This window comes from Streptomyces sp. NPDC104096 (genome assembly GCF_055584385.1).
Genome location: NZ_JBVJMD010000028.1, coordinates 34,511 through 60,230, shown reverse-complemented (window position 1 = coordinate 60,230; position 25,720 = coordinate 34,511). Strand labels below are relative to the sequence as shown.

Sequence of the window (25,720 nt, the reverse complement as noted above, 5' to 3'; positions counted from 1 at the left end):
CCCGCCGCCCGCGGCGACGGGATTCGGTCTCCGGCGGTTACCGAAGGCGCCGGAGTACGACCCCCCGTTTCCAGAGGGGTGCTGCGCGGACCAAGTGACCGCAAGTGCCGGGACGCAAACGTGACGATGCCGACCGGACGCACGGATGTCTCCGGGTTTCCGGTGGTCGAAGTGAGGCATGGTCCGGTCCGTCCTCGGTACTGCGTAGGCAGGGTTCACCGGTGAACGAAGGAGGTTCGGAAATGAGCGACGAGAACATGGCGGACGACGTCTACCAGCCCGTCGGCGGCAACGAGGAGCAGGAGGACGCCGCTCCGCTGGATCTCCAGGACGCGGTCGACGAACGTACCTACGACGATGTCCTCGACGAGGGCTACTCGCCGCCCGAGAAGCCCCTGGGCGTGACCCGGACAGGGACGACGGCGGCGGAGCAGCGCGAGGGCGAGTCCCTCGACGAGCGGCTGCGTCAGGAGGTCCCGGACGTGGCGGCACCCGAGGGTGACGGGATCGGGGACCTGCCCGGCGGCGAGGGCGAGCCGCGCGATCCCGAGGCCGGTGACCGCCGCGCCGGACGGCTGGTGTCGCCGGACGAGGGGGCGCACCCGGACACGACCGAGGAGGCGGTCGCCGAGGACAAGGGGATCGACGGCGGCGCCGCGGGCGCCGAGGAGGCCGCGGTGCACGTCGTACCGGACGAGGCCCTGCCTCCGACGGGCTCCGAGGAGCGGGGCCACGGGTGACCCGGGCGTGGGTCCGGACCGGGCCGGCTCTCAGGTGCGCGCCACGACCCGCAGCATGTGGACCGAGGGGTCCGAGGCGTCGGGGACGAGCACGCCGTGGTCCACACCGGTGCGCAGATAGTGAAGGATCTCCTCGGTGATCACCTCGCCGGGCGCGACCACCGGGACACCCGGCGGGTACGGGCTGATCATCTCGGCGGCGATGCGGCCCGCCGCCTGTTCCGCCGGAACGTGGTCGGCCGGCCCGAAGAACGCCTCGCGCGGCAGCATGGCCTGCTCGAGTTCGAGGGCCCCGGGGGCGGGCAGCTGGACCGGTGGGCGGCGTTCGAGGGAGTCCGCCTCGTCCACGAGGGCCCGCAGGGCGTCCAGGAGGACCTTCTCCGTCTCGTCGTCGTCGGCGTGGGTGATGGAGGCGCTGATACGGCAGGTGTCGGAGCCTCCGGCATCGACGTGCCGCTCGGTCCGCAGCCACTCGGTGGCCTGCATACCGCTGATGCCCAGTTCCCGTACGTCGATGACGATCTTCAGCGGGTCGAAGGAGGCGGCGCGGCCTTCCTCGACGACCTCCTGTCCCATCGGTCGCAGCCCGGGGAGGCCGGCGACCGTCTCGCGGATCCGGCCCGCGCGGTGCAGCGCGGCATCCAGCAGTTCGTGCCCCTGCTCGACCATCTGCCGTCGCCAGCCGTCGAGGGAGGCGTACACCAACGAGGAGGCACTGGTCGTACCCAGCAGGTCCTCGCGCTGTTCGAGGGCCTCGGGCGCCACCCGGTCGTACTGGAGATGGAAGACGGAACTCTGCTCGACGGCGCTGCCCATCTTGTGGACGCTGGTGACGACCAGATCCGCTTCGGCGTCCATGCCCCAGGGCGGCAGGTCGGGGTGGAACGGCAGATGGGCGCCCCACGCCTCGTCGACGATCAGCGGGACACCGAACTCGTGGCACACCCGGGCCACGCCGCGGATGTCGGCGCACGTCCCCCATTCCGTGGGGGTGATCAGCAGCATCCCCTTGGCGTCCGGGTGTTCACGCAGCTGGTCGCGTACGTCGTCGGGCTCCGGCGGGTGGGCGAGGTGCCGTTCGCCGTCGAACTCGGGATGGACCCAGATCGGCTCGACACCGTTCACGATGACACCGGCGATGACGGACTTGTGGGCGTTGCGGGAGAGCAGCAGCTTCTCGCCGGGGCCGGCGACGGCGAGCATGGCCGTCTTCACCGACAGGGAACTGCCGCAGGTGGAGAAGAACGCCTGAGTGGCACCGACCGCGTCCGCCATCAGCTCCTGGGCCTGACCGAGTACGCCCTGGGACTGGCGCCGGTCGTCCAGCCCGTTGAGGGTCAGGACGTCGGACCGGAACACGTCGATGCCGAGGATCTCGGCCACCCGCGGGTCGACGCCACGGCCCTGTCTGTGGCCGGGCGGCCCGAAGACTACATCGCCTCGGCGCCGGAACTCCGCCAGCGCCTCCAGTACGGGGACTCGCGAGTGGTCCATCCTTCCTCCTCAGCAGGATTCGCCCGGGCTGGGGACCACGGGCCTGCCGGGTACCCCTGGGGCCAGGACGACAACCGGGCGCGGAGCGGGCCGACGAGACGGTGGGACGGTCGGACGGAGTTCAGTGGTCGCCGACACCGACCGGCTCGTGGGCCTTCCACGCCGACTCCCGCAGCGTCGCGTCGCCGAGGACGTCGGCGGCAGTGCAGGCCAGAGCTTCCGTGGTCGCGAGGAGGACGTCCCGGGCACGTGCGGACGCGGCAGCGGCGGCGAACCCGGGGGTGTGGTCGGAGCCGCCCTCGTCCATGATCGCTACGAAGGGGTGGATGGCCGGCACCCGACCGCTGACGTTGCCGATGTCGGACGAGCCCAGGTACACGCCCGTCTCGGGCGGGGTCAGGACGATGCCCGCCCGGGCCAGGTGCGCCGCGAAGCGGTCGGAGAGCGGCAGGTTGTCACGGAAGTGCTCGTAACGGACCGTGGCCCGTTCGACGGTGACAGTCGTCCCCGTGGCCTGGGCCACGCCGGCGGCGCAGGTGCCCAGCCGCCCGGCCAGGAGGTCCAGTGCCGAGGTGGTGGCGGCGCGGAGACCGAACAGGCCCTCCGCGTAGGCGGGGACCAGGTTCGTGGCCGTACCGCCCTGCGTCACGATGCCCTGGATGTGCGAGGCCACCGGCAGTCGGCGTCCCAGCGCGGACAGCACGTTGAACAACTCGACGAGGGCCGCCAGAGCGTCGATGCCCTCCGTGGGATTGCCCGTGGGGTGGGCGGCCCGCCCGTGGAAGCCGACCCGGTACTGCTCCTGCGCCGTCAGAGGCGCGCGTACCCAGTCGTGGACACCGGGGTGGAACATGAGCGCGGCATCGACGTCGTCGAACACTCCGGCCTCGGCCTCCAGCGCTTTCCCGCCGCCGCCTTCCTCGGCCGGGGTGCCCACGGCCAGCACCGAACCGACTTCGACGGGCAGCGCGGCACGGGCGGCGACCGCCGCTCCCAGGCCCGCGGCGGCGATCAGGTTGTGGCCGCAGGCATGGCCCAGCCCGGGCAGGGCGTCGTACTCCAACAGCAGGGCGACCGTCGGCCGGCTTGCCCCCGCACGGGCCACGAACGCCGTGGGCATGCCCGCCGTGCCCGGCTGCACCCGGAAACCCGCGCGCCGCAGTTCTCCGCCGAGCAGCTCGGCAGCGCGCCTCTCGGCGAAGGCGAGTTCCGGATCGGCGTGCAGCGCCGTCGCCACCCGCCACAGGTCCTCGGCCCGGCCGGTGACTTCCGCATGGATGCTCCGGTACACGGCGTCAGCTGTCCGGGCCATGGGTCCTCCCCGATCCGCGAGACGAGATCGCCTTCATCGGCGCTCTCGGACACCCGGGTTTCGCGGTACGCGCGGACCACACCACACCTGATGGCGTCGATGCAGCCATCTCGCTGTCGGTCACCGAACCAACGCGGGTCGGGGAGCCCCGGGCATGCGTCGAGTTCTGTGATCGTCCGCGACCGAGGCGAGCCCCGCGCGCTGATGATCGAGTGGAGAAGAAAGCGGAGAATATAGGTGGCGGCCGCATGGAACGGCGGAAATCCCCACGAAAGGACCGCCCGCGATGTGTGATCATCCCATGGTTGTGCAGGCTGCGGGTCCGTCGCCCGGTGCGACGACACTCACCGTTCGGCCGGTGGCGGACGACCTTGAAATCCTCTGCCTCTCGGGCGAACTCGACTCGCTCGCCGCCGATGCGCTCTCCCACGACCTGGCGGCGTACCTGCAACGCTCCGGACGGACCGGACAGCGTCTGGTCCTGGATCTGAGCGGTCTCCGGTCGATCAGCGCGGCCGCCGTCCGCGTGCTGGCGCTCGCCACGCGCCCTCTCGCCGACGCGCCCGTTCTGGTGGTGGCGACCGCCCCGCACGTACGCGAGCTGCTTCTGCTCTCGTCGTCGGCCGGCCTGTTGGTGTATCCCACGCTCAGCGCGGTACTGGCCGCCCTGCCCGGCACGGCGTTCACGCCCGGCGGGCAGGTCCCACAGCGGGCTGCCGAGACAGGGCAGGGTCTGCAGACCGAGGTGTTCGGCCTGCGGGCGAAGCTTCGCACGGGGCCGACCATCGGCATCGCCCAGGGGATACTGCTGGAGCGGTACGGTCTGACGGACCCCGCTTCGACCTTCGACCTGTTGCGGGAGGCCTCCCAGCGCCACAACGTACCGCTGCGGGTGCTCGCCTCGGCCCTGGCTGCCGCCCCGCCTCCCGGAAACGGAGCCCGGTGGTTTCCCGGCCGTCTGCACACCCCTCCGCCTCCCGTCGGTCTCCTGACCGATCCGGACCTCCGGCCCGACCACCGGCATCAGGTCCTCGCCGCGCTGGTCCACGACGTGATGGTGCTCACGGACGCGCACGCCGTGGAAGTCCACCTGACGGACCCGGGCGCGGAGGACGCGCTGGTCCTGGAGGGGCACATCGGTCTGGGTTCCGCCTACCGGGACCACGTCGCCCGGGTGAGCGGTCCACCGGCCCTCTGCCGACAGGCCCGGGCCCGGAAGGAGCCGGTCTTCGTCGCCGACGTCGCCTCGGACCCGGCCCTGGCCGAGTCGGAGGAGGGCAGACTGGCGTACGCCGACGGCACCCGCGCGCTGTACGCGGTGCCCGCCCTCACCGACAGCGGCGTGCGCACGGGCGTGATCACCGCGCATTGGGCCCGGCCCGGCCCGGCTCCCGGACGACCGCCGTGCAGTCCACCGCGCTGGGAACCCTGGCCTCCGACCTGGCCGACTGGCGGTCCTGGTACCGGCGCACCGTGGTCCTCGACGCACTGGAGTATCTGCACGCCCGGGGCGTGGCTGCGGCCGGCGGCGCCCTGAACGGTTCAGGTCGAGCGAGGGACAGCGGCCGTCCTGCCTGAGCCGGGCCCGGGTGGCCCGCGAGGAACGCCGTGCCGTTTCCCGTCGCCGCGAACGGCAACTCGGTGACGGTCAGGAAGAACCCCACCGAACGGCGACCGGAAACCGGACGCACACGAGCACGCCGTCTGCATGGCGAGGGGAGCGGCCGCATCGGCACTGGAACAGGCCGCCGGTACACCGCTGAAGCCGCCCGGCGCGGGGCGGTGCCGACACGGCCCGTCGGCCCCAGGCGGAGCGGGGCTGAATGGTGTCGCCTGCCCGAGGAGGGGTACCGGGAGAGACGGATTTTCGAGACCCGGTCTCCGAGTTCGGTCCCCCGGCGACACGTGCGCACGGAAAGGCCGGGAACCCGGTCGCCGGGGCCGCTGTTCGGTGCCCAAGTGGCGTACGCCGGGCAATTGCGGGACTGCGGGCCGCCGCACGCGAAGGGAGCCCTCGATGGCAGACCGACAGGGCGGCACGGCGCGGGCGCCCGTCCCAAGGGCGGCCTGCCAGGAGTCCGACGCGGCCGCGTCGGTGCCCGTCGAACGGCAGCTGCCGCCCGACCACAGTCAGGCCATTCTGGAGGCCGCCAAACAGGTGGGCGCCGTTCTGAAGCGGGCCGGGCATCCGTTCGCGCTGGCCGGAAGTGTGGCGGTGTACGCCCACGGCGGTGACACCACGCTCCAGCACGACGCCGACTTCTGCGTCCTGCCCGAGGACGCAGAAGCCGTCGCACAGTCGCTGCGCGCGGCCGGGCTGGCCGTGCGGGTGCCGCCGGAGGACTGGCTGCTGAAGAGCACCTGCTTCGGCCAGGACGTCGACATCATCTTCGAACTGGCCCACCGGCCGGTCACCGCCGAGCTGCTGAACCGTGCCCAGGAGCTTCCCGTGGACTCGGTGCACATGCCGGTATTGGCACCGACCGATCTGCTGGTGAGCCTGAGCAGTGCCTTCTGCGAGCACCACTGTGACTTCGGGGCGGTACTGCCGGTGGCCCGTTCGCTGCGCGAGAAGGTCGACTGGCAGGAGGTGCGGCGCCGCTGCGGGGACGAGCCGATGCCCGGCGCCTTCCTCCATCTCCTGGAGCGGCTCGACGTCATCGACCCGGTGCCGGGAGAGGAGCAGCGATGAACCCCGGGACGCCGGACCCGCAGAACCCGGAGTATCGCCTCGCCCGCCTCGGCGAGCGGCTGGCCGGGGGAAACTGCGGCGAGCTGGGGGTGAGGGCAGAGGTCCGGGGCGGGACGGTCCTGCTCTCCGGGACGGTGCCGTCCACGGGATGCCGGGACGAGATCCGCCGTATCGCCCGAGAGGAGCTGGCGGGCCTGGAGGTGTACTGCGACATCGTGGTCGCCGGGACCGCGCCGCCCGACCAGCCGGAGGAACTGACATGACCCGGGTCGCGGCGGTCGGCGACATCCACATGGGACCCGACAGCCGGGGTGCGCTCCGCCCCGCCTTCGAGACTCTGCCGGAATGCGCCGACATCCTGCTGCTGGCCGGCGACCTCACCCGACACGGCACCGTCGAAGAGGCGCGGGTGGTCGCCCGGGAGATCGAGGGCATCGGCGTGCCCGTGGTCGCGGTCCTCGGCAACCACGACCACCACGACGGGCATCCGGAGGAGGTGACGGCGATCCTGAGGGGCGCCGGAGCCAGGGTGCTGGAGGGTGAGGCGACGGTCGTGACCGACGGGGACACCCGGATCGGAGTGGCGGGCAGCAAAGGCTTCGGCGGCGGGTTCGTGGGCCGGTGCGCGGGCGAGTTCGGCGAACCGGTGATGAAGGAGTTCGTACGGTACTCGCGCCGCCGGGCCGACGGGCTGCGCGCGGCCCTCGAAGAGCTCGCCCGAGACAGGTGCGACCTGCGGATCGCCCTGACCCACTTCGCCCCCGTGCCCGACACCCTGGCCGGCGAACCTCTGGAGATCTACCCGTTCCTCGGCAGCTATCTGCTCGCCGAGGCCATCGACACGGCGGGCGCCGACCTCGCCGTCCACGGCCACGCCCACTCGGGCACCGAGCACGGCATGACCGGCGGCGGGGTGAAGGTGCGCAATGTCGCCCAGCCGGTCATCGGACGCGCCTTCCACATTTACCACCTGGACCGGCGTTAGCCACACGTCCCAGGGGCACCCGGTCGGCGGAAAGGTACCGACGGACATCGAGAAAGGGGCCATGTCATGGCCCAGCACGTACGCGACATCATGACCTGTGACCTCGTCACCGTCGAACCGCAGGCATCGGTGACCGCCGTGGCCCGGATGATGCGGGACGAGGACGTCGGCGCGGTCCTGGTGACCGAGGAGGGACACCTTCGCTGCCTGGTCAGCGACCGTGACCTGGTGGTGCGGGCGTTCGCCGAGGGCGTCGACCCGGACCGGACCACCGTCATGCAGGCGGCCAGCGAGGACCTGGTCACCATCACTCCCGACGACAGTCTCGACCACGCGGTCCAGCTGATGCGCGAGCACGCCGTACGACGTCTGCCGGTCGTCGAGGACGAACGGCCGGTCGGCATCCTCGCGTTGGGCGACCTCGCGATGGAACGCGACGCCGCGTCCGTCCTGGGCGAGATCAGCGCGGCCCGGCCCAACACGTAGGGGCCGTCGCCCGTCCGCCGTTCGGGTGCCGTGGCCCGGGCACACGGGTGTCGCTCGTCGGCCCGGCAGTCGGCACCCGCCTGCCGGGCAACGGATGACGGGAGCGTGGAGGCGGGAACGGTCGAGAGGTGGGCGCTTCGTGAGTCCTGCGGCGGAGGGTGTGAAGGAAAGCGAGGACCGTCCACCGGGAGAGCGGTTCGTGAACGCCGTGGACGCCCGGCTTCCCGTCCACGACGGCGCCGGGCAGCTGCTGCGCAAGGCGTTCCCCGACCACTGGTCCTTCCTGCTCGGCGAGATCGCCCTCTACAGCCTGATCGTGCTGCTGCTGACCGGCGTGTGGCTGACGTTCTTCTTCCGGCCCGAGATGGGCGAGGTGGTCTACGCGGGCCCCTATGTCCCCCTGCGCGGCGCCCTGATGTCGGGAGCCTTCGACTCCACCCTCCACATCAGCTTCGGCGTGCGGGGCGGCCTGCTGATGCGGCAGACCCACCACTGGGCCGCACTGGTCTTCATCGCCGCGATCGGCGTCCATCTGCTGAGGGTCTTCTTCACCGGCGCCTTCCGCAGGCCCCGGGAGCTGAACTGGGTCATCGGCGTCACGCTTTTCATGATCTCCCTGGCGGAGGGCTTCGCGGGCTACTCGCTCCCGGACGACCTGCTCTCCGGCACCGGCCTGCGCATCGCCCAGGGGATCATGCTGTCGATCCCGGTGGCGGGCACCTACCTCGCCATGTTCGTGTTCGGGTCCCAGTACCCCGGCCACGACATCGTGCCCCGGCTCTACAGCCTGCACATCCTGCTGCTGCCGGGCGTGCTCGTAGCCCTGCTCACCCTGCATCTGATCCTGGTCTTCCACCTGAAGCACACCCAGTGGCGCGGCCCGGGCCACCGCGACTCCAACGTCATCGGCAAACCCCTCTACCCCCAGTTCACGGCCTCCTCCACCGGCCTGTCCCTCACCGTGGCCGGGCTGCTGGTCGTGCTCGCCGGAATCGCGCAGATCAACCCGGTGTGGGTGTACGGCCCCTACCGGCCGGACCAGGCCTCCACCGGCTCCCAGCCGGACTGGTACGTCGGCTTCCTCGAGGGTGCGCTCCGCCTGGTCCCGCCCTGGGAGACGAACCTGGCCGGCCACACCCTCATGTGGAACGTGCTGCTGCCCGCCGTCGTCCTGCCCGGCCTGCTGTTCGCCGTCCTGTACGCCTGGCCCTTCGTCGAACAGCGGGTGACCGGGGAGTGGTGGCGGGAACAGCACCTGTGCGACCGTCCCCGCGAACGGCCGGTGCGCACCGGCCTCGGCGCGGCGGGCGTCACCTTTTACGGGGTGCTGCTGCTGGCCGGCGGCAACGACGTCACCGCGCAGACCTTCCGGGTCTCCGTCAACGCCCTGACCTGGATCCTGCGGACCGCCCTGATCGTGGCCCCCGTCCTCGCCTTCCTCCTCACCCGCACGCTGTGCCGCGCCCTGCTGCACGCGGAACAGGAACGGCTGACCGAGGGCGAGGAGACCGGAGAGGTCCGGCAGAATCTCTCCGGCGGCTACGAGAGCGATCACCGCCCGGTGACCTCGTTCCGGCCGGGCGCCCCGCGCCGGCCGCTCACTCCTGCTGACCGGTTCCCCGATTCACGTACTGGAACACCAGCCCGGCGATCCCCCGGGCCAGAACACCGAACCCGATGAGGAACAGCCACAGCCCGAACACCACCCCGGTCGCCGCCACGGCGAACCCGAGCGCGGTGACCACCGGCCACAGGCTGTGCGGCGGGAAGAACTCCAGCGGCCCGCCGGAGTCCGCCACCTCGGCGTCCGTACGGTCCTGAGGACGCGACCCGCGGCGTACGTACTGCATCGCGCAGAAGAACGACACCAGCGAGGCCATCCCGAACGCCACGATCAGCGCGGCCGTTCCGGCCGGGTCGAAGTGCGACCACACACCGTAGAGCGCGGCGGCACCACCGAAGAAGACGGCCACGCCGCCGAAGAGCATCGCCTCGGCCTTCACCGCTGTCCCTCCTTCTCCGCGAGCCGCGCGGCTTCGGGATGGTGCAGGTCGAACGCCGGGGACTCGGAGCGCACCCGGGGCAGCGCCACGAAGTTGTGCCGCGGCGGCGGGCAGGAGGTCGCCCACTCCAGCCCGCGGCCGAAGCCCCACGGATCGTCCTCCTGGACCCGTCGCCCGTGGTGGGCCGTGTACCAGACGTTGTAGAGGAACGGCAGCGTGGAGACCCCGAGCAGGAACGCGCCCGCCGACGACACCGTGTTGAGCAGGGTGAACCCGTCGTCCGGGAGATAGTCGGCGTACCGGCGGGGCATTCCCTCCGCACCCAGCCAGTGCTGCACCAGGAACGTCGTCTGGAAGCCCGGGAAGAGCAGCCAGAAGTGCCACTTCCCCAGCCGCTCGTCCAGCATCCGGCCGGTGAACTTGGGCCACCAGAAGTAGAACCCGGCGAACATCGCGAAGACCACCGTGCCGAACAGCACGTAGTGCAGGTGCGCCACGACGAAGTACGAGTCGGTGACGTGGAAGTCGATCGGCGGCGACGCCACGAGCACCCCGCTCAGCCCGCCCAGCAGGAACGTCACCATGAAGCCGAGCGACCACAGCATCGGGGTCTCGAAGGAGAGCGAGCCCCGGTGCATCGTCCCGAGCCAGGCGAAGAACTTGATCCCCGTCGGCACGGCGATCAGGAGCGACATCAGCGAGAAGAACGGCAGCAGCACCGCTCCGGTGGCGAACATGTGGTGAGCCCACACCACCGCCGACAGCATGGTGATCGCGATCGTCGCCCCGATCATCGGCAGATACCCGAACATCGGTTTGCGCGAGAACACCGGGATGATCTCGGAGACGATGCCGAAGAACGGCAGCGCGACGATGTACACCTCGGGATGCCCGAAGAACCAGAACAGGTGCTGCCACAGCAGGGCCCCGCCGTTCGCCGAGGCGAAGACCAGCGATCCGAACTTCCGGTCCGACTCCAGAGCGAGCAGCGCGGCGGTGAGCACCGGGAACGCGGGCAGCACCAGGATCGATGTGAACAGCACGTTCCAGGTGAAGATCGGCATCCGGAACATGGTCATGCCCGGGGCGCGCAGACACAGGATCGTGGTCACGAAGTTGACCGCGCCGAGCGTGGTCGACACGCCGGTGACCACCAGCCCCATCACCCACAGGTCCCCGCCCGCGCCGGGGGAGTAGTACGCGCTGTTGAGCGGCGCGTAGGCGAACCAGCCGAAGGCGGCCGCACCACCCGGCACCAGGAACCCGGAGACCACCATCAGTCCACCGAACAGGTACATCCAGTACGACAGTGCGTTCAGGCGGGGGAACGCCACGTCCGGGGCGCCGATCTGCAGCGGCATCACGGCGTTCGTGAACCCGGCGAACATCGGGGTCGCGAACAGCAGCATCATGATCGTGCCGTGGATGGTGACGAGCTGGTCGTAGGCGTGCTGGTTCATCAACTGCATGCCGGGACGGGTGAGCTCGGCACGCATGGCGAGGGCGAACAGCCCGGCGAGGAGGAAGAAGCAGAACGCCGTCACCATGTACAGACGACCGATCACCTTGTGATCGGTCGTGGAGAGCCAGCCGAGCAGTCGGCGCCCCGTCGGTGCCGGCGCTGGGAGTGGCGTGGGCGCCTCGGCGAGACGCTGCAACGGTCCGCTCATGATCCTCCTCAACCGGGCCGAGCCCGGAAGCCGCACCGAGGTCGCGCCGCCTGCCGGTCCGGGAAACCGAGCCGCACAGGGCGCACGCCGGTCCCAGCGAAAGCGATGAAGAGCGACATGGCGGACAAGCTGATGTCTGCCCACTTTGCGAAGACGCTATCGCGAACCGGTCGTTCATCACGTCCGCCACGCCTCGCCGCCGGTGCGCTCGAGGCCGGGGCCACCGGTCGTCGTCCGCGGCATCCCGGTGCCGCGCAGAGCGTGCTTCCCGCGGACGCTGCGCGTGGTGCGGCTCCGCACGGAGGGGGAAGCACCGGGAACGGGCCCCGGGGGGTGATCAGGATCGACCGGGCGGGTCAGGGCCGCGCGACGGCCGGTGTCGCCACGACGGTGAGTACGCCCGCGGTGGCGATGGCGGTGTCGGCGCGGGCGTAGATGACCATACGGGTGCCGTCCGTGTCGGCGTTCGCCTCGAGTGAGCGTCGGACGGGGGCGCTGTGAGTCGTCACGGACATCACCACTCCCAGTCGGCTGCACAGACGATGGGCGCGCAGGACGACGCCGACCACCGCGTCGGTGGCCGCTGGTTCACGGAGGACGACGACGGGAGAAGCGGGTCGGTGCCCCAGCACGAGATCGCCGGTCTGATCGGACAGCGCGGTCCGGCCACTGATGCCCGGGTCGTCGTCCACCGTGAGGACGAGTACGCCTTGCTGAACCGAATGACGGGCCATCGTGACCGCTGCCTTCCTCTGACAGGGATCGGTTCTCGGTCCGAGTACCCGTTCGGCTGGGTTTTCCGCGTGGTCCGTTCCGGTTCAGGAATGCCGAGCGGTGAGGTCTACGGCATGGGCTGTCCGGTCTCCGGGGCCGTCGGCTGGGGCGACGGCCCCGGAGACCGGGGGTTTCAGGATTTGCCGCGGCCGGTGACGAAGTCGCGGGCCCGGTCCACGAGGCCGGCACCGGGGGCGAGGAGCTTGTTCATGGCCGGGCTGTCGGGTGCGGAGGGATGGGGGCGGGTGGGGGCCATGGCCTTGGCCCGGCGGATCTTGTCGCCCAGATCGTCGAGCGTCTCGGGCGAACAGGCTTGACGCAGCCTGGGGAAGAGGTTGTTCTCCTCGTCCTGGACGTGGCTGGACACCTCGTCCATGAGGAGCTGCAGCAGCTGCATCCGCTGGGGGGCATCGGTGTCCGTCTTCTCCAGTTCTTTGAGGATCTTCTCGACCCGGTCGTGATCCGCGAGTTCCTTGTCCGCGAGCCGGTCGCCGCCCTCGACGTGCTCCCGGACTGCCGGGTACAGGTACTGCTCTTCGGCGACCGAGTGGCGTACGAGCTCGATGGTGACCTCGTCCACGAGGTCACGCAGTTCCTGGCTCTTGCCGGTCATGGCTTCGATCCGACTGAACATCTCCTCGACCTCGCGGTGGTCGGTCATCAGTTCTTCGATGATGTTTCCGCCGTGTCCCATTGCCTGCTCCGCCTTCCAGTGGTCGTTGCCGGGGCGGGTTCCCGCCCTGAGGGACAGTCATCCCCCTGCGGGGGCGGCGAAGCGATCCTGGCGCGCCAATCTCACCCGGTCGGTGGCCGGGGCGGGTGGAGGCGCGAGCGGACGGCGCAGCCGACAGGGCGGCCTGGCCCTGTCGGTGCAGGAGGCCGATCCGCTCTTCCCGCGGTGTCAGCGCTGCCCGGTCCCGGTCTGCCCGGGGGCCGCCGGCCCCGTTCCTTCGTTCCTGCCGAAAGATCGCCGTCCAACCCGCTCGGCCAGTCCCCCCCCCGCGGCGGACCGAGTCTTGATCGGGCGGCGTGCCGGGGATCCGGTCGGGGCCGTACCGGTCGAGGGCGTCCTGCAGTTCGGCGCGGATGTCGTGGGCAAGGTTGCCGGCCCGTCCCCGGACGAGGAGCCCTGTCCCATGGACCCGAAACGGCTTTACGACATGCCGTCGGAAGGCTGGTCGCGTGCGCACGGCGGCGCGCGGGTACTCGGCGGACCGACAGCGGGGGATGGCATCGCGATACCTGTGGAAAGAGGACACGACATGGTCCAGTGTGTGCGTGACGTCATGACCGGTACGCCGGTGTCCGTGGAGACCGGTGCGCTGGTGACGGATGTGGCGCGGCTGATGCGTGACGAGGACATCGGCGTCGTCCTGGTCACGCGGGAGGAGCACCTGCTGGGGCTGGTGAGCGACCGGGACCTGGTGGTGCGCGGGCTCGCCGAGGGCTCGGATCCGCAGCAGATGACCGTGGCGGATCTGTGCACCGAGGAGCCGATCACCGTCACCCCCGACGACGAGCTCGAGCGCGCCGTCGCGTTGATGCGGCAGCACGCCATTCGCCGTCTCCCGGTCGTCGAAGGAGATGACCCGGTCGGCGTGATCTCGATCGGTGACCTGGCCATGGAACTCGACCGGCGATCCGCGCTCGGCGACATCAGCTCGGCAAGCCCCAACACATGACCAGCTCGGAGACGATGAGGTGAGGAGCACAGGACCGGAGGGGCACAGCCGGCGTCCCTCCGGCCCCCCAGGCCGGCCCACGACGACCTGCGCCCAGGCGAGGCAGCGAGCCGTGTCGGCCACCACTCCACTGTCGAGAGGTTGCCTCACAGCTCCGTACCGGTGTCCTCGGGCTCCGGGTGCCATTCGGCCAGGTCGTCACCCATCGCGCCGACCACGGTCAGGTGCAGACGTCCGTCGTCCAGGCCGTGGTCGAAGGCGTCCCCGCCGATCTCGTAGACGGGCTCCATCACTCGTAGACGGGCTCCAGCACGGCGTTGGAGGTGATCTGTCCGGTGCCCAGGGTGACTGGCGGCAAGAACGCCCACACCATCTCCGCTGCGGTGGTCATCGGGCGCCGGCGGGCGGTGCGGCTGAACAGGTCGCTGAATCCGTTCTTGGAGACGATGGCCGGCGCGGCCACCGTGGCCGGCTGCGCGGGGGTGAGCCGGCCGGCGGTGACGCGCAGCACGCCGATCCGGGCGATGCCATCGACCAGCGTCAGCCACACGGCCAGTGGCCGACGGCACGACAGCTGCGGCGACACGGTCCGGTAGGCCCGCCCGTCCGGCCACCGTTCCCTCGACCGCCAGGGCGGCGCCTCGCCCTGGCTCCCGGCCGTGCCAGGCAGGGGCTCCACCAGGCAGGGACTCCAGCTGGTCCTCCTGCACATCCGCCAGGTGGACGGCCGCCGACGCCAGTCCCAGGCGACGGGCCGCCTCGTCGACCAGCTGCGGTGGCTGCGGCGGGGAGACGGTATGCGAGCGCTCCAGAAACAGGGCCAGCGCTGCCCCCGGTTCCTCCGCCATCATCCCCGGCCCTCTCGCGGTCTCGGCCCCTTCTCCGAAAACCTGAGGCCGGTCGGCTCGGTGCGCGGCCCGCCCGGACACGGCGCTATCGGGTCGGCCCTGTTCTCGCATGGGCTACGGCGAACGACATAGCGCCGCGTATCCGGCTCACCCGCTCACCGACCGAGAGCGTTCTGCAACTGCTTCTTGCTCATCGACGAGCGGCCGTCGATGTTGCGCTTCTTGGCCTCCTCGTACAGCTGGTCCTTGGTCGGTCCCCGGGCACCGCTGTGCGAGCGCTGCCCGCCGCGCTGGGAAGCCGACTTACGGTCGCCGGTCGAGGACTTGCTCGCGGTCTTCGACTCGCCCGACCTCGCCCGCTCCTTGTTGACCGTCCGCGCGGCGATCTCCTCGGCCCGTCCGGCGGACTCGCCGCGGTCCTGGGCACTCTCCTTGACGTGTTCGTACTGCCGTTTCCGCTTGGAACTCGATCCGGCAGGCATAACGCTCCTCCTCGTCGCCACTCGGACGGTCACGCCGTCCCGCTGCTTCAGGGATGATCGTGCCGCTGGTCCGGGGGCACACCGCCACCTTTGCCACCGCCCTTGTTTCCCTTGTCCGTGCCATGGGCGCGGCCCTCGCCCGTCTCCTCGATGTGACGTGCCTTGAGCTCGCCGCTGTCCTGCGGTGTGGCTCCGCCCTTACGGCTGCGCCGCTGCTCGGGCTGCTGGGGGTTGGACATCATGTTCCCTTCCCACTGCCGTCCAGCTCATCTGAACGGGCTCGTCGTCCCGAGTTCCCCGATGGTGCCGTCCGACCCGCCGGCCGACGGCTCGTGGGCCGTGGACGCCCCGGACCGAACCACGCGTCCCTGCGGTGAAACAGCAACCGCCGGCCGCCTCCCCACCCGGCCGCTCGCGCAGCCTCCGGAACACGGCCGCCTCAGCCGGCCGGCAACACGTCCTGGACTGCCCTCACACGCAAGTCCTCCAGCGTGCCCGCCTGCCTTTCGGCCCGCGCGACCAGCCCCTCGAGCTCCCGCTCGTCAAGACGCCCGTCCGTCTCGGCCAGGGAGCGCAGCGAACGCCAGCCCAGTTCCTTGCCCTGTACGCCCAGCCGCAGCGCCTCAAGTTCGACCACCAAGGTCAGAGGCGACGATCGGAACAGGCGCCCATTGCTCTTCAGACGTCCCACCCGCTCGGCCGTCCCGGCCACCACGATCTTGTACCGGCGTATCGGCACGCCGAGGCTCCGCATGATCCGCAGCAGGCTCGCACGGTCCTCGGCGATCTCGTCCGCGAGGACGCGCAGAGATTCGCCGAACGGCGCATCACGATGCGACCGGGCCATGAACCGGGATCGTTCGGTTCCGGCCGTGGCGCCTGCCAGATGGTCGTTGAGGTAAATCCCGAGCAGGTCCGTGCGGACGCTGCGCGACTGCGGGCGGGTGCCCGGCATTGATGACATCATGGCTCGTGCCCTCGCTTCTCCCCGCCCGGTACGGCGGCGTCGGACGAGTACCCGCTACGGTCGCCTCAGCCCTTCACAACGACCTCACTGCCTGTGAGACACCCGGGACCACCGGAAATCAGAACGCCACATCTGCGCGGGGGCAGCGTTTTCAGAGGCGGTGCGCGGCAGGATTCTGCACGGTGCGCCACCGGAATTCAGTGATGCGCGAGCAGAAGCCGACCGGGCTCGCCGACCCGATCACCCTGAAGAAGAACACGGACTCCGTCTCGGACCTGATCAAGCCGTCGAAGGCGTCAGCTACAAGCCCCACGTGACGTCCACGGCCCCCGGGCGACCGCGTGACCGACGACCTCCCCCGGCAGTCGGACGCCGCCGCGCACAGGGCTGCCCGCATGCTCTGTCCGGCCGGTTCACCGGCGGCGAAGAGCACTTGATCACGAGGCCGGACGGCCTCAGCAGATTCTCGTGTCCGGCCCTCACGGCCGTTCGACTCGACGCGCCGGACGGAGCCCGGCGATGCCTCGGTGGGCCGGGACAGGCACGATGCCCCTCCTGGCTCAAGTCGCCCCACGCGGCGGTGTCGTGGACGGAATCGCCAAGATCAACCCGTGGTGCGAGGCCGAGCAGAAGCAGCGGCTTGCGCCGCCTCCTGGAAGTCGAGGACGGCCCCGCCGTAGTCCCTCGCCCAGTTCGTCAGGACCTCGATGGGCTCGACGAGGGTGCGACCGAGGTCGGTGAGGCTGTACTCGACCCGGCGCGGCGCTTCGGCGTGGCGTGCGACCAGGCCGTACTGCTGCAGCCTGCGCAGCGTCTGGGTGAGGACCTTGCGCGAGATGCCGCCGATGAGGTCGACGAGCTCACCGTGCCTGCGGGGGCGTCGGCTGAGCCCGAAGAGCACGAGCACGGCCCACTTGTCGGAAATGATCTCGACCGCCAGGCGGGTGGGGCAGTCGGCGAGGAAGGCTGGTCCAGCCACGTTCTGCATGACATTCGAAGGTACCAGGAGGTAACGCGCGGCTCCGTAGCGTCCTTCGCGGGAAACGAAACCAGCACCAGATGCGGAGGATTCACCATGCCACGAGTCGTCGTGTTCGACGAGTTCGGCGGACCGGATGTCATGCACGTCGTCGAGGAGCCGGTCGTCGAGCCGGCCGTCGGCGAGGTACGGGTCCGGATCGAGGCGTTCGCCGTCAACCCGCTCGACCAGATGATGCGTTCCGGTACCTTGCCCGCGGCGGTGTCCCTGCCCCACGCCCGTCTCGGCGTCGAAGGGACCGGTGTCGTCGACGCTCTGGGCCCCGAGGTCACCGGGCTGGAGATCGGCGATCCCGTCATCCTCGCGGCCGTTCCGGACGCGAGCGCCAGGGGCAGCTACGCCGAATACACCACGCTCCCCGCGAGCCAGGTCGTGGCCAGGCCGGCCGCGCTTGGAATCACGGAGGCGGCGGCTGTCTGGGTCGCGTACTCCACCGCCTACGGCGCGCTCGTCGAGAAGGCGGGGATGCGGCCCGGCGACCACGTCCTCATCACGGCCGCGTCCGGCGGCGTCGGCCGGGCGGCGATACAGATCGCCAACCAGATCGGCGCCGTGCCCATCGCCCTCACCCGGCACACCGCGAGGACGGACGACCTGCTCGCCGCCGGCGCCGCCGCGGTCATCGCCACCGACCGCATGGACGTCGCCGAAGCCGTCCGCCACCACACCGGCGGGACCGGTGCCGACATCGTCCTCGACGTCGTCATGGGCCCCGGCCAGCAGAATCTTCTCGGTGCGGCGCGCCCCGGCGGAACTCTGGTCGCCGCGGGCTTCCTGGACCCCCGGCCCACACCCTTCCCGAGCGGCCCACCGCTCACGATCTTCAGCTACCGGAGCTTCGAGCACACCCTCGACGCCGTCGTGGTCAGGCGCATGGCGGCCTTCCTGAACGCCGGTGTACGCCTCGGTGCACTGCGGCCCGCCATCGACAAGGTGTTCACCCTCGACGACGTCGTCGAGGCACACCGCCATCTCGAGAAGGGGCTCCACGTCGGAAAGAAGATCGTCGTCACGGTCCAGGCGTATTGATCACGGGCGTTGTCGACAGTCGGCGGGCTTGATCATGGCGAAGACCTCCGGCGGGATGGAGCTCTCCAGGGCTGCACCGCACGGAGGTCTTCGTGTCCCACCGCAATGCCCCGCTGACCGCTCACGGCAGGGGAGCGTCCGGAGGCCGCATGGGAGGGAGCTCGGGAGGGGCGGAACCGTGGGTGAGGGCGATGTGGGGTTGTGCCATGCCATGGGTCAGGCGCTGATGTCCGTGGCGGTTCCGGTGGGTAGCCAGCGGAAGCGGTCGCGGATGTCGGCGGGCGCGCGGGCGAGTTCGTACTCGACGGCGTCGCGGCCTTCGCGGAAATGGTGCCAGCCCTCGTAATGGACCGGGATGGCGGTGCGCGGTCGCAGCAGGCGGCACAGGCGGACGGCTTGGGCGGCGGTCATGGTGTACCGGACCGGTCCGGTGACCGGGAAGCGCACACCGCCGACGTGCAGCAGCGCGGTGCCCACGGTCAGGCGTTCGGCCACCTCGCGCAGGCCGCCGTACAGGACGGTGTCCCCGGAGATCCACAGTGCGCCGTGCCGCTGGCCTTCCCAGGTGAGGGCGAAGCCGGTGACCGGTCCGGTCAGGGGCCGGGACAGGGGTGGGCCGTGGCGAGCCGGGGTGGCGGTGACGGTGATGGTGGGGCGGTGCGGGGCGTGCAGACGGGTCGCGTTCCACGGGGCGAGGCCGTGGGCTCCCCGGCCGAGGCGGCGGGCGCCGGCCGGGGTGGTCAGGACGGTCCGGGCGGTGCGCAGGACGTCGCGTCCGGTGCGGTCGAGGTTGTCGCCGTGCTGGTCATGGCTGAGCAGGACGACGTCGATCGGCGGCAGGTGGGGTGCGGAGAGGGCGGGGCCGACGGACTTGTGGGAGGCGGTGCCCCAGCCGAAGCCGTAGCGCTGCCCGGGCGGGTCGAAGGTGGGATCGGTCAGCAGTCGCCAGCCGCCCGTCTCGATGAGGGTGGTCGGGCCGCCGATGTGGGTGATACGCAGCTCGCTCATGTGCAGGCTCCCTTCCCGGGCCCGGGCCGGAGGGCGCTCTCCCGGGCGCGGGCCTCGGGTGCGGTCAGGCGTGGGCGAGGGCCCAGTCCAGGGCGTGGTCGGCCACCTCTTGCCAGCCGTCCTGGGCGGGCATCAGATGGGAGCGGCCGGGGAAGACCGTGACCTCCGTGACGGTGCCGTCGGCCTTGTAGTGCCTGGCGTTGGACTGCTGCACCTTGGGCGGCATGAGATGGTCGTTCTCGCCCGAACAGAACAGCAGCGGTGCCCGGTTCGTGTTGTGGTAGTCGACGTAGGTGTCGGTGTGGCCGGGGTGGATGTTGGCCAGGGCGCTGCCCCAGACGATCCCTCCGGGGGCGGGGATGTGGTAGCGCTCGTAGGTGGCGTGGGCCTGGTCCTCGGGGAACGTGTTGGTGAAGGCGTAGCGCCAGTGGTCGTAGTCGAAGCCGACCGCGCGGTGACGGTTGGCCGGCGTCCTGAGCACCGGGAAGGTCGAGCGGACCTGGGACAGCGGTACGACGGCCACGCCTTCGGTGGGCGCCGAGTTGATCGCCACTCCGGCGGCGCCGAAGCCGTGGTCGAGCAGGATCTGGGTGAACGCGCCGCCGGCGGAGTGCCCCATGATGACGGGCGGTCGGTCCAGTCCGGTGATGAGCTTCTCCAGGCTGGAGATGATGGCGGGGACGGTCACGGTCTCGATCGGGGTCGGGTCGGCGTTGAGGGCCTCGACCTCCGCCTCGAAGCCGGGATAGGGCGGGGCGATGACCCTGAAGCCCCTGTCCTGGTAGTGGGCGATCCAGCCTTCCCAGGCGCGCGGTGTCACCCAGAAGCCGTGGACGAGAACGACGGTGTCGGGTTGCATCGGTGTGCTCCTCAGCGAGTTGCCTGGTGGGCGGCCTGGATCTGGCGGACCACGATGTCGGGACGGGACATCATCACGGCGTGGGACGCGCCCTTGACCTCGACGGTGCGGCTGTGGGCGCGTTCGGCCATGAAGCGCTGCACGGCGGCCGGGATCACGTTGTCCGCGGTGGGGATGACGTACCAGGACGGCAGGTCCTTCCACGCGGGAGCACCGCTGGGGCCCGCCAACCCGCCCACGCTGCCGGGACGTTGCGCGGCCGCCATCAGCCGGGTCTGGGAGGACGGCAGGTCGGCGGCGAACACCTCGCGGAACCTGGCGGGGTCGATGTAGCCGTCCTGGCCGGTGCTGCCGTCCGGCAGCGGGTGGTCGCGGGTGACCAGAGCGTCCGGCAGCTTGCTGCCGGGGAACTTGCCGGCCAGTTGCAGCGCACTCTCGCCCTGGTCGGGGGCGAACGCGGCGACGTAGACGAGGGCCTTGACGTCGGCGTGGCCGCGGGCTGCGTTGGTGATGACCTCGCCGCCGTAGGAGTGGCCCACCAGGATGACCGGGCCGTGGACGCTGTCGAGGATGCTGGAGACGTAGGCCGAGTCGCTGCCCAGGTCGCGCAGCGGGTTGGCCGCAGCGATGACCGGGTAGCCGGCCTTCTGCAGCGCGGCGATGGTCGGGTACCAGCCGGAGGCGTCGGCGAAGACGCCGTGGACGAGGACGACGGTCGGCTCGGTGCCGCTCGAGTGTGCCGTGGTGGCGGAGACGGGGGCAACCGTGCCGCCCACGCCGGCCATGAGCACGGCGGCGAGCAGGCACGCGTCGACGGTACGGCGGCGGGGCCGCTGACCGCTGAAGATCATGTGTGGGCTCCTGTGCTCGGGCGCCCCCAGGGAGCGGACGCGGACGTTGCTCCGTCAGGACTTGAGGAACTCCAGCAGGTCGGCGCCGAGCTGCTCCTTGTGGGTGTCGGTGATGCCGTGCGGGGCGCCCGGGTAGACCTTCAGCGTCGCGTTCTTGACGCGGGCCGCCGACGCCTTGCCCCCGACCTCGAAGGGCACGACCTGGTCGTCGTCGCCGTGGATGACCAGCGTGGGCACGTCGATGGCGTCCAGGTCGGTGCGGAAGTCGGTCGCGGAGAACGCCGCGATGCACTCGTAGGCGCCCCGGTGCCCGGCCTGCAGGCCCTGGCGCCAGAACGCCTCTCGGATGCCGGGGGAGACGTCGGCACCAGGCCGGTTGTTGCCGAAGAACGGTCCGTCGGCCAGGTCGCGGTAGAGCTATGAGCGGTCGGCCAGCGAACCGGCCCGGATCGCGTCGAAGGTCTCGATCGGGACGCCGCCGGGGTTGTCATCGGTCTTGAGCATGAACGGTGGGACCGCGGAGACGAGCACGACCTGGGCGAGCCGGGCGGTGCCGTGCCGGCCGACGTAGCGGGCGACCTCGCCGCCACTGGTGGAGAAACCGACCAGGGTGGCATCCCGCAGGTCCAGGGTGTCGATGAGCGTGGCCAGGTCGTCGGCGTAGGTGTTCATGTCGTTGCCGTTCCACGTCTGGGCGGAGCGTCCGTGGCCGCGCCGGTCGTGCGCGATGACCCGGTAGCCGTGGGAAGCCAGGAACAGTTGCTGGGCCTCCCAGCTGTCGGAGTTCAGCGGCCAGCCGTGGCTGAGGACGACGGGGCGGCCCGTTCCCCAGTCCTTGTAGTAGATCTGGGCGTCGTCGGATGTGGTGACGAAGGGCATGGGCTTCTCCCCGTTGACAGCCGGGGTGCCGCATTGACCCGTCGCATCGACCCGTCCTCCGTGCCGCACCCCGTAGTTGCGAAGGACTTGCACGGGAGCCTGGCACGGGCGGCATCAGTCGGCTTTGCCCTGCCTGCCGGAGCCTGTCCCCTGTGTGCCACAGCTCCGGTCACAGGGGACGTGTGCGTACGCATGCCCGTGTTGCATGCATGCATCTTTGCCCGGAGCGCTCCGGACGGCGGACACTCGCGTCCTGGGGCTGCCCGGAAGAGGAGGCGTAGTGCTCGTCCTCGACACGAACGATCTACGAGTCGGTGACCGGATCGCTGCCTTCGAGGCGGTGGCCGCCGGTGAAGGCGGCGTCTCCTCCGTCCAGGAGGAGGCGACCGAGGAAGCGGTCTGGAAACGACTCGAGCTCTGGCACCTCGGCCCGCTGACGCTCTTCCACACCCAGGGCACGGGCATGCGTATCTCCCGCTCGCTCCGGCAGGCGCGGCGCGATGCGATGGACACCGTCGCGATCAATATCCACCGTCAGGGGACCGGCGGATTCGCCTGGGGCGGCCACCGGCAGCGCATCGGTCCGAACAGCGCGACCATGCACCACATGCCTGCCGGATACGAGTACTGGTGGTCCGGCCTCGGCAGCACGCTGGCCCTGATGTTCAACACCGCACGCCTCAGCCTGCCCGAAGGGACGATCCGCACATCCATCCCGACCCTCGAGCACAGTCCCGTCGGACGGCTGCTGATCAACCACGTTCTCGGCGTGCACCGCATCGCCGACCAGATCAACACCGGTCCCGAAGCCGAGGCCCTCGCCTCCGCCACCGTGGAACTCGTCCGAGCCTGGGTGGTGTCGGTCGCGGGCGACGACTCCACCCGCCGGGCAGTCGCGCGGGAGACCCTCCTCACCCGGGTCCTGGCCTACGCCCGCGCCCATCTGAGAGAACCCGACCTCACCCCCCAGCGGATCGCCTGGGCGCACAGCACCTCCGTGCGGACGCTGTACCGGCTGTGCGAGGACGGCGGAGTCAGTCTCGAGAAGTGGATCATCCGTCGCCGTCTCGAGGGCGCCCGCACCGACCTCGCAGCCCCCGGACACTCGCACCGCACCATCGACACCATCGCCCGCAGCTGGGGCTTCACCAACCCCGCCTTCTTCTCCCGCCGTTTCCGCCAGACCTACGGCACCACCCCCACGCAATGGCGAAGTCTCTGTCGGCAGAGCCGGCTCCTGTCCCCGCCGGACGACCTCTGACGGGGTTCGCCGGCAGGTGCTGATCGGCCGCCGGTTCGAGATCAGCTGCTCGATCGCGGGGGTGTGACGGTTGTTGCATCGCCACGTGGACTGCCACGCATGGGTGCTCGGTGACACCACGGCCTGCGGATCGCTGATCGTGCCATGGTCACAACGCGTACCACTCGCCCAGTCCCTCATGCGTCCCCGTCCGGATGAAGGTGTGCACGTGGGCCCATGCGCGATCGACCGACAGGACGAAGTCGCCACCGAACGCAGCCAGGTCATCCATGATCGGGACGTCGACCACGGCATCCGGCGAGGCGATGCCGTCACCGACGAGCAGGGAAACCCCTTCAGCGGCATCGAACAGGTGGAGGACTGCTTGATCGCCTTGGAAGCCCAGCGTCAGAAGGGGGAACTCGCCTCCTGGCAGCCCGACTTCGAGATATCCCTGGCCGAGGGAGCGCAGTTCGTGGAAGCGGTGCGTCAACTCTCCGACGTCCACGCATCTCCCAACCTCGCGGAACCGTCCCGATTCCGGTGCCGTCGCCGCCCACGTCACGCTCATCCGTGCACCTCCGACGCGCCTGCCGCCATCTCCTCGGGACTGCAAGAATGCCCTGATCATGTGAAGCGCCGGTAGCGGTTCGCGCCGGTACCCGTGTCCGTCGGGCTGCTCGGGGTCGGGCAGGAGTCGTGGCCGAGTGCGCTGATGAAGATGTCGGCGTTGCGGTGTCCGAGGACGGGAGCCGGCCCGGACGGCGCCCTGCGGGCCGCCACCTGCCTCCACGCGAACGCCGCACCACAGCCGTCGGCCGGCTCGGCGAAATCCGTCGCAGTCCGCCTCGGCGCAGTGCACGCTCTGGCCGGCCTCGTCGGCGATGCCCCCACCCCCGGCCCGCTCCCGATGTGCCCCGGCGTCCTGTGCGCCGGCCTTTGCCTGCCCGGCGCCCGGGCCCGTCCCTTGTGCCGCTTGCCCGTCGGGCCAGGGGCTGCGCGTCCGGGCTCCGGCCGTGCGTGCAGGTGCCTCGGGGGTGTGTTCACGGCTGCCGGGTGGTCTCCTGCCGGTCGGCCGGGCCGGCGGCTTTCGGCACAGCGAGCGTCCCGCTATCACGGCTCACCGCGCCACACTCGTAGCGACACGCCGGTATCGAGTGGCTGTCAGCACCCAAAGATCCCCCTAAGGGGTTAATCGTAGGTCAATCTGCTGCTTGTGGCGGTGATGTGACTGCGTGTCGGCTTCGGAAAGTGCCGTAAATACCCCGATTGGCGTCACCCTGCCGATCTTTCGATATGACCGATATGACGGCTATGGGTAAGTTCGGTGACGAGTCGGCTGACGGGTCGGCATCCCTGCAACAGGAGACAGCGACATGAAGCTTCGTTCCAAGGCGGTCACCGCCACCGTTACGGCCGCCGCAGCTCTGGCCGCGACCGGCATCACCTACGCCTCGGCCGCCTCGGCTCCGGCCGCCTCCGCCCCGGCCCCCCACGTGGCTCCGGTTCCTCAGGCGGCCCAGGCCGCCCAGGCGGCTCCGGCTCCTCAGGCGGCCCCGGCTGTCGCCGACCTGCCCGCCGGCGGCAACGGGCAGAACGGCAACTACAGCAAGGGTGACGAGGGCGGCGGTGGAGACAGGGGCAACGGAGGCGACAGGGGCAACCGAGGCCGCGGGGGCAACGGCGGGTACCGGGGAGAGGAGGGCCGCATCTTCATCAACGAGCGGTCGTACTCCGCATACCCCGACGGCTGCATCACCGTGGTCAGCGGCCTGGGCGCATGGAGCCTGAACGTCCGCAACGAGTCCCGTAGGACCGTCGAGGTCTTCCGCGGCGCGGTCTGCGACAACGGCGCTCCCGTCGCCACCGTCGGACCCTACAGCTCCAGCAACGGGGTGCGCCCGGGCCACACCGGGGGCATCAACATCCACCGCGGCGTCGTGGGCAGCTTCCGGGTGGTCAGGGACCACTACGGTGACCGCGGGGGCCGTGGGGACTGGTAGGGCCCGATTTCAGACGGATCTTGCCCGGAGCAGGAACGACGTGAGACTGGCCGCCGCCTCTCAGGAGGCGGCGGTCTCGTCGTACCCGGTGGCGAGCCCAGTCGTTCTCGTTCCTTGCCGGTGAACCTGGGCCCGGCCGAGGATCTCGGCATTGGGTACGAAGCGGGTCCTGTCACCAGGGTCGACGATGCCGTCGAGCTTGGTGAAACAGACCGATGTCGTCGTACCGGCCACCACGTCGAGAAGAAAGTGGCTGCATGAGACAGGAGTCGCCTCCCACAGCGGGCCGCGGCCCTCGTCGAGGATGACGGTCCACTCCTCCGGCTCGGGAGCGGGCCGGACCAGCCAGTACAGGAAGTGCCCAGCGCCTTCGTCGAATCCCCGGGGCACCAGCCGGACGTCACGGCCCAGCAGTTCCTGCGGCCGGTCCTCACCCGCTTCCCGGAGCTCTCGAAGGATCTCCTCGCGCTCCGCGGTCAATGCCCGTGAGCAAGGCCGGTTCGCGGGCGTCGACCCCCAGCAGGGCAGCGGAGTCCGTCACCAAGCGGGGGCCAACTCCTTGCGCCCGGAGGCGAACACGTCGTAGGTGGCCGCCGACGGGTACGCGGGAGTCACGAACGCAAGCGCCTTCGCCATGCCCATCCAGCGGCGCCAGGTCCTCCGGGACCGCCCGTCCT

At 70.6% G+C, this 25,720-nt stretch carries 28 protein-coding genes and 1 pseudogene; 11 read left to right on the top strand and 18 right to left on the bottom strand.

Annotation, left to right across the window (positions count from 1 at the left end; all coding sequences use genetic code 11):
* Window positions 1–242: 242 nt before the first annotated feature.
* Window positions 243–740 (top strand): DUF5709 domain-containing protein, encoded by a 498-nt coding sequence (locus ACZ60B_RS25965; protein WP_469390875.1) that lies wholly within the window; start codon window positions 243–245, stop codon window positions 738–740.
* A gap of 30 nt (window positions 741–770) precedes the next feature.
* On the opposite strand, the gene ACZ60B_RS25960 is transcribed toward ACZ60B_RS25965, so the two are convergent.
* Both ACZ60B_RS25960 and ACZ60B_RS25955 read right to left on the bottom strand, forming a co-directional pair.
* On the bottom strand, window positions 771–2,234 hold the full coding sequence (locus tag ACZ60B_RS25960; RefSeq protein ID WP_469390873.1) for an aminotransferase class I/II-fold pyridoxal phosphate-dependent enzyme: 1,464 nt from the start codon (window positions 2,232–2,234) through the stop codon (window positions 771–773).
* 121 nt (window positions 2,235–2,355) lie between these two features.
* Window positions 2,356–3,546 (bottom strand): amidohydrolase, encoded by a 1,191-nt coding sequence (locus tag ACZ60B_RS25955; RefSeq protein WP_469390871.1) that lies wholly within the window; start codon window positions 3,544–3,546, stop codon window positions 2,356–2,358.
* Window positions 3,547–3,904: 358 nt separating this feature from the next.
* Here ACZ60B_RS25955 and ACZ60B_RS25950 point away from each other — a divergent pair, with 358 nt between their 5' ends.
* The 6 genes from ACZ60B_RS25950 (at window position 3,905) to qcrB (ending at window position 9,390) form a co-directional block, all read left to right on the top strand.
* Complete coding sequence (locus ACZ60B_RS25950; RefSeq protein ID WP_469390869.1) at window positions 3,905–5,083, top strand: ANTAR domain-containing protein; 1,179 nt, start codon at window positions 3,905–3,907, stop codon at window positions 5,081–5,083.
* 480 nt (window positions 5,084–5,563) lie between these two features.
* A complete protein-coding gene (locus ACZ60B_RS25945) occupies window positions 5,564–6,238 on the top strand; it encodes a nucleotidyltransferase family protein (RefSeq protein ID WP_469390867.1) in 675 nt (224 codons plus the stop codon).
* Window positions 6,235–6,501, top strand: a complete 267-nt coding sequence (locus tag ACZ60B_RS25940) for a BON domain-containing protein (RefSeq protein ID WP_469390865.1) — start codon at window positions 6,235–6,237, stop codon at window positions 6,499–6,501. Before ACZ60B_RS25945 ends, ACZ60B_RS25940 begins: the two co-directional genes overlap by 4 nt.
* On the top strand, window positions 6,498–7,223 hold the full coding sequence (locus tag ACZ60B_RS25935; RefSeq protein WP_469390863.1) for a metallophosphoesterase family protein: 726 nt from the start codon (window positions 6,498–6,500) through the stop codon (window positions 7,221–7,223). The genes ACZ60B_RS25940 and ACZ60B_RS25935 overlap by 4 nt, the downstream gene beginning before the upstream one ends.
* Before the next feature lie 66 nt (window positions 7,224–7,289).
* Window positions 7,290–7,709, top strand: a complete 420-nt coding sequence (locus tag ACZ60B_RS25930; protein ID WP_469390861.1) for a CBS domain-containing protein — start codon at window positions 7,290–7,292, stop codon at window positions 7,707–7,709.
* A 94-nt stretch (window positions 7,710–7,803) separates the two neighbouring features.
* Entirely contained in the window at window positions 7,804–9,390 is a 1,587-nt protein-coding gene (qcrB, locus tag ACZ60B_RS25925; protein WP_469390859.1) for a cytochrome bc1 complex cytochrome b subunit, read from the top strand.
* On the opposite strand, the gene ACZ60B_RS25920 is transcribed toward qcrB, so the two are convergent.
* The 4 genes from ACZ60B_RS25920 to ACZ60B_RS25905 all read right to left on the bottom strand — a co-directional run bounded on the left by ACZ60B_RS25920 (window position 9,308) and on the right by ACZ60B_RS25905 (window position 12,850).
* Window positions 9,308–9,712, bottom strand: coding sequence for a cytochrome c oxidase subunit 4 (locus ACZ60B_RS25920; protein WP_469390857.1), 405 nt, complete (start codon window positions 9,710–9,712; stop codon window positions 9,308–9,310). The two genes, qcrB and ACZ60B_RS25920, sit on opposite strands and share 83 nt — an antisense overlap.
* Window positions 9,709–11,382: an aa3-type cytochrome oxidase subunit I gene (ctaD, locus tag ACZ60B_RS25915; RefSeq protein WP_469390855.1), complete on the bottom strand. Its 1,674-nt coding sequence runs from the start codon at window positions 11,380–11,382 to the stop codon at window positions 9,709–9,711. The genes ACZ60B_RS25920 and ctaD overlap by 4 nt, the downstream gene beginning before the upstream one ends.
* A 356-nt stretch (window positions 11,383–11,738) precedes the next feature.
* Complete coding sequence (locus tag ACZ60B_RS25910) at window positions 11,739–12,116, bottom strand: hypothetical protein (RefSeq protein ID WP_469390853.1); 378 nt, start codon at window positions 12,114–12,116, stop codon at window positions 11,739–11,741.
* A 173-nt stretch (window positions 12,117–12,289) separates the two neighbouring features.
* Window positions 12,290–12,850, bottom strand: coding sequence for a hemerythrin domain-containing protein (locus ACZ60B_RS25905; RefSeq protein WP_469390851.1), 561 nt, complete (start codon window positions 12,848–12,850; stop codon window positions 12,290–12,292).
* A 442-nt stretch (window positions 12,851–13,292) separates the two neighbouring features.
* On the opposite strand from ACZ60B_RS25905, the gene ACZ60B_RS25900 reads away from it, so the two are divergent.
* The gene (locus ACZ60B_RS25900; RefSeq protein WP_469390849.1) at window positions 13,293–13,838 is read left to right on the top strand and encodes a CBS domain-containing protein; all 546 of its coding nucleotides are present in this window, start codon (window positions 13,293–13,295) and stop codon (window positions 13,836–13,838) included.
* 146 nt (window positions 13,839–13,984) lie between these two features.
* Here ACZ60B_RS25900 and ACZ60B_RS25895 read toward each other — a convergent pair whose 3' ends face one another.
* The 6 genes from ACZ60B_RS25895 to ACZ60B_RS25870 all read right to left on the bottom strand — a co-directional run bounded on the left by ACZ60B_RS25895 (window position 13,985) and on the right by ACZ60B_RS25870 (window position 17,123).
* Window positions 13,985–14,131, bottom strand: a complete 147-nt coding sequence (locus ACZ60B_RS25895) for a hypothetical protein (protein WP_469390847.1) — start codon at window positions 14,129–14,131, stop codon at window positions 13,985–13,987.
* Window positions 14,128–14,517, bottom strand: a complete 390-nt coding sequence (locus tag ACZ60B_RS25890; RefSeq protein WP_469390845.1) for a hypothetical protein — start codon at window positions 14,515–14,517, stop codon at window positions 14,128–14,130. The genes ACZ60B_RS25895 and ACZ60B_RS25890 overlap by 4 nt, the downstream gene beginning before the upstream one ends.
* 324 nt (window positions 14,518–14,841) lie before the next feature.
* Window positions 14,842–15,168: a plasmid stabilization protein gene (locus ACZ60B_RS25885; RefSeq protein ID WP_469390843.1), complete on the bottom strand. Its 327-nt coding sequence runs from the start codon at window positions 15,166–15,168 to the stop codon at window positions 14,842–14,844.
* 47 nt (window positions 15,169–15,215) lie between these two features.
* Entirely contained in the window at window positions 15,216–15,410 is a 195-nt protein-coding gene (locus tag ACZ60B_RS25880) for a hypothetical protein (RefSeq protein WP_469390841.1), read from the bottom strand.
* 197 nt (window positions 15,411–15,607) lie between these two features.
* On the bottom strand, window positions 15,608–16,123 hold the full coding sequence (locus tag ACZ60B_RS25875; RefSeq protein ID WP_469390839.1) for a hypothetical protein: 516 nt from the start codon (window positions 16,121–16,123) through the stop codon (window positions 15,608–15,610).
* A gap of 616 nt (window positions 16,124–16,739) precedes the next feature.
* Window positions 16,740–17,123 (bottom strand): winged helix-turn-helix transcriptional regulator, encoded by a 384-nt coding sequence (locus tag ACZ60B_RS25870; protein WP_469390837.1) that lies wholly within the window; start codon window positions 17,121–17,123, stop codon window positions 16,740–16,742.
* Between the two features lie 87 nt (window positions 17,124–17,210).
* Between ACZ60B_RS25870 and ACZ60B_RS25865 the strand changes: the two genes are divergently transcribed.
* The gene (locus tag ACZ60B_RS25865) at window positions 17,211–18,203 is read left to right on the top strand and encodes a zinc-dependent alcohol dehydrogenase family protein (protein WP_469390835.1); all 993 of its coding nucleotides are present in this window, start codon (window positions 17,211–17,213) and stop codon (window positions 18,201–18,203) included.
* A 216-nt stretch (window positions 18,204–18,419) separates the two neighbouring features.
* On the opposite strand, the gene ACZ60B_RS25860 is transcribed toward ACZ60B_RS25865, so the two are convergent.
* The 4 genes and pseudogenes from ACZ60B_RS25860 to ACZ60B_RS25845 all read right to left on the bottom strand — a co-directional run bounded on the left by ACZ60B_RS25860 (window position 18,420) and on the right by ACZ60B_RS25845 (window position 21,800).
* Complete coding sequence (locus tag ACZ60B_RS25860; protein ID WP_469390833.1) at window positions 18,420–19,211, bottom strand: MBL fold metallo-hydrolase; 792 nt, start codon at window positions 19,209–19,211, stop codon at window positions 18,420–18,422.
* Window positions 19,212–19,275: 64 nt separating this feature from the next.
* Entirely contained in the window at window positions 19,276–20,070 is a 795-nt protein-coding gene (locus ACZ60B_RS25855; protein WP_469390831.1) for an alpha/beta hydrolase, read from the bottom strand.
* 11 nt (window positions 20,071–20,081) lie between these two features.
* Window positions 20,082–20,921 (bottom strand): alpha/beta fold hydrolase, encoded by an 840-nt coding sequence (locus ACZ60B_RS25850; RefSeq protein WP_469390829.1) that lies wholly within the window; start codon window positions 20,919–20,921, stop codon window positions 20,082–20,084.
* Between the two features lie 54 nt (window positions 20,922–20,975).
* A pseudogene (locus tag ACZ60B_RS25845) lies at window positions 20,976–21,800 on the bottom strand (alpha/beta fold hydrolase).
* A gap of 280 nt (window positions 21,801–22,080) precedes the next feature.
* On the opposite strand from ACZ60B_RS25845, the gene ACZ60B_RS25840 reads away from it, so the two are divergent.
* A complete protein-coding gene (locus tag ACZ60B_RS25840) occupies window positions 22,081–23,061 on the top strand; it encodes a helix-turn-helix domain-containing protein (protein WP_469390827.1) in 981 nt (326 codons plus the stop codon).
* A gap of 148 nt (window positions 23,062–23,209) precedes the next feature.
* Here the strand turns inward: ACZ60B_RS25840 and ACZ60B_RS25835 are convergent, their stop codons facing one another.
* Window positions 23,210–23,548 carry a hypothetical protein gene (locus ACZ60B_RS25835; protein ID WP_469390825.1) on the bottom strand — a complete coding sequence of 113 codons (339 nt, stop codon included), beginning with the start codon at window positions 23,546–23,548 and terminating at the stop codon, window positions 23,210–23,212.
* A gap of 868 nt (window positions 23,549–24,416) precedes the next feature.
* On the opposite strand from ACZ60B_RS25835, the gene ACZ60B_RS25830 reads away from it, so the two are divergent.
* Window positions 24,417–25,043, top strand: coding sequence for a hypothetical protein (locus ACZ60B_RS25830; protein WP_469390823.1), 627 nt, complete (start codon window positions 24,417–24,419; stop codon window positions 25,041–25,043).
* A gap of 60 nt (window positions 25,044–25,103) precedes the next feature.
* Here the strand turns inward: ACZ60B_RS25830 and ACZ60B_RS25825 are convergent, their stop codons facing one another.
* On the bottom strand, window positions 25,104–25,523 hold the full coding sequence (locus ACZ60B_RS25825; RefSeq protein WP_469390821.1) for a hypothetical protein: 420 nt from the start codon (window positions 25,521–25,523) through the stop codon (window positions 25,104–25,106).
* Window positions 25,524–25,720 lie beyond the last annotated feature (197 nt).

Excerpts from the sequence above, each read along its gene's own strand:
- ACZ60B_RS25965 (WP_469390875.1), top strand. The coding sequence starts at position 243 with ATGAGCGACGAGAACATGGCGGACGACGTCTACCAGCCCGTCGGCGGC.
- ACZ60B_RS25960 (WP_469390873.1), bottom strand. The coding sequence starts at position 2,234 with ATGGACCACTCGCGAGTCCCCGTACTGGAGGCGCTGGCGGAGTTCCGG.
- ACZ60B_RS25955 (WP_469390871.1), bottom strand. The coding sequence starts at position 3,546 with ATGGCCCGGACAGCTGACGCCGTGTACCGGAGCATCCATGCGGAAGTC.
- ACZ60B_RS25945 (WP_469390867.1), top strand. The coding sequence starts at position 5,564 with ATGGCAGACCGACAGGGCGGCACGGCGCGGGCGCCCGTCCCAAGGGCG.
- ACZ60B_RS25940 (WP_469390865.1), top strand. The coding sequence starts at position 6,235 with ATGAACCCCGGGACGCCGGACCCGCAGAACCCGGAGTATCGCCTCGCC.
- ACZ60B_RS25935 (WP_469390863.1), top strand. The coding sequence starts at position 6,498 with ATGACCCGGGTCGCGGCGGTCGGCGACATCCACATGGGACCCGACAGC.
- ACZ60B_RS25930 (WP_469390861.1), top strand. The coding sequence starts at position 7,290 with ATGGCCCAGCACGTACGCGACATCATGACCTGTGACCTCGTCACCGTC.
- qcrB (WP_469390859.1), top strand. The coding sequence starts at position 7,804 with ATGACGGGAGCGTGGAGGCGGGAACGGTCGAGAGGTGGGCGCTTCGTG.
- ctaD (WP_469390855.1), bottom strand. The coding sequence starts at position 11,382 with ATGAGCGGACCGTTGCAGCGTCTCGCCGAGGCGCCCACGCCACTCCCA.
- ACZ60B_RS25910 (WP_469390853.1), bottom strand. The coding sequence starts at position 12,116 with ATGGCCCGTCATTCGGTTCAGCAAGGCGTACTCGTCCTCACGGTGGAC.
- ACZ60B_RS25905 (WP_469390851.1), bottom strand. The coding sequence starts at position 12,850 with ATGGGACACGGCGGAAACATCATCGAAGAACTGATGACCGACCACCGC.
- ACZ60B_RS25900 (WP_469390849.1), top strand. The coding sequence starts at position 13,293 with ATGGACCCGAAACGGCTTTACGACATGCCGTCGGAAGGCTGGTCGCGT.
- ACZ60B_RS25885 (WP_469390843.1), bottom strand. The coding sequence starts at position 15,168 with ATGCCTGCCGGATCGAGTTCCAAGCGGAAACGGCAGTACGAACACGTC.
- ACZ60B_RS25880 (WP_469390841.1), bottom strand. The coding sequence starts at position 15,410 with ATGATGTCCAACCCCCAGCAGCCCGAGCAGCGGCGCAGCCGTAAGGGC.
- ACZ60B_RS25875 (WP_469390839.1), bottom strand. The coding sequence starts at position 16,123 with ATGCCGGGCACCCGCCCGCAGTCGCGCAGCGTCCGCACGGACCTGCTC.
- ACZ60B_RS25870 (WP_469390837.1), bottom strand. The coding sequence starts at position 17,123 with ATGCAGAACGTGGCTGGACCAGCCTTCCTCGCCGACTGCCCCACCCGC.
- ACZ60B_RS25865 (WP_469390835.1), top strand. The coding sequence starts at position 17,211 with ATGCCACGAGTCGTCGTGTTCGACGAGTTCGGCGGACCGGATGTCATG.
- ACZ60B_RS25860 (WP_469390833.1), bottom strand. The coding sequence starts at position 19,211 with ATGAGCGAGCTGCGTATCACCCACATCGGCGGCCCGACCACCCTCATC.
- ACZ60B_RS25855 (WP_469390831.1), bottom strand. The coding sequence starts at position 20,070 with ATGCAACCCGACACCGTCGTTCTCGTCCACGGCTTCTGGGTGACACCG.
- ACZ60B_RS25850 (WP_469390829.1), bottom strand. The coding sequence starts at position 20,921 with ATGATCTTCAGCGGTCAGCGGCCCCGCCGCCGTACCGTCGACGCGTGC.
- ACZ60B_RS25830 (WP_469390823.1), top strand. The coding sequence starts at position 24,417 with ATGAAGCTTCGTTCCAAGGCGGTCACCGCCACCGTTACGGCCGCCGCA.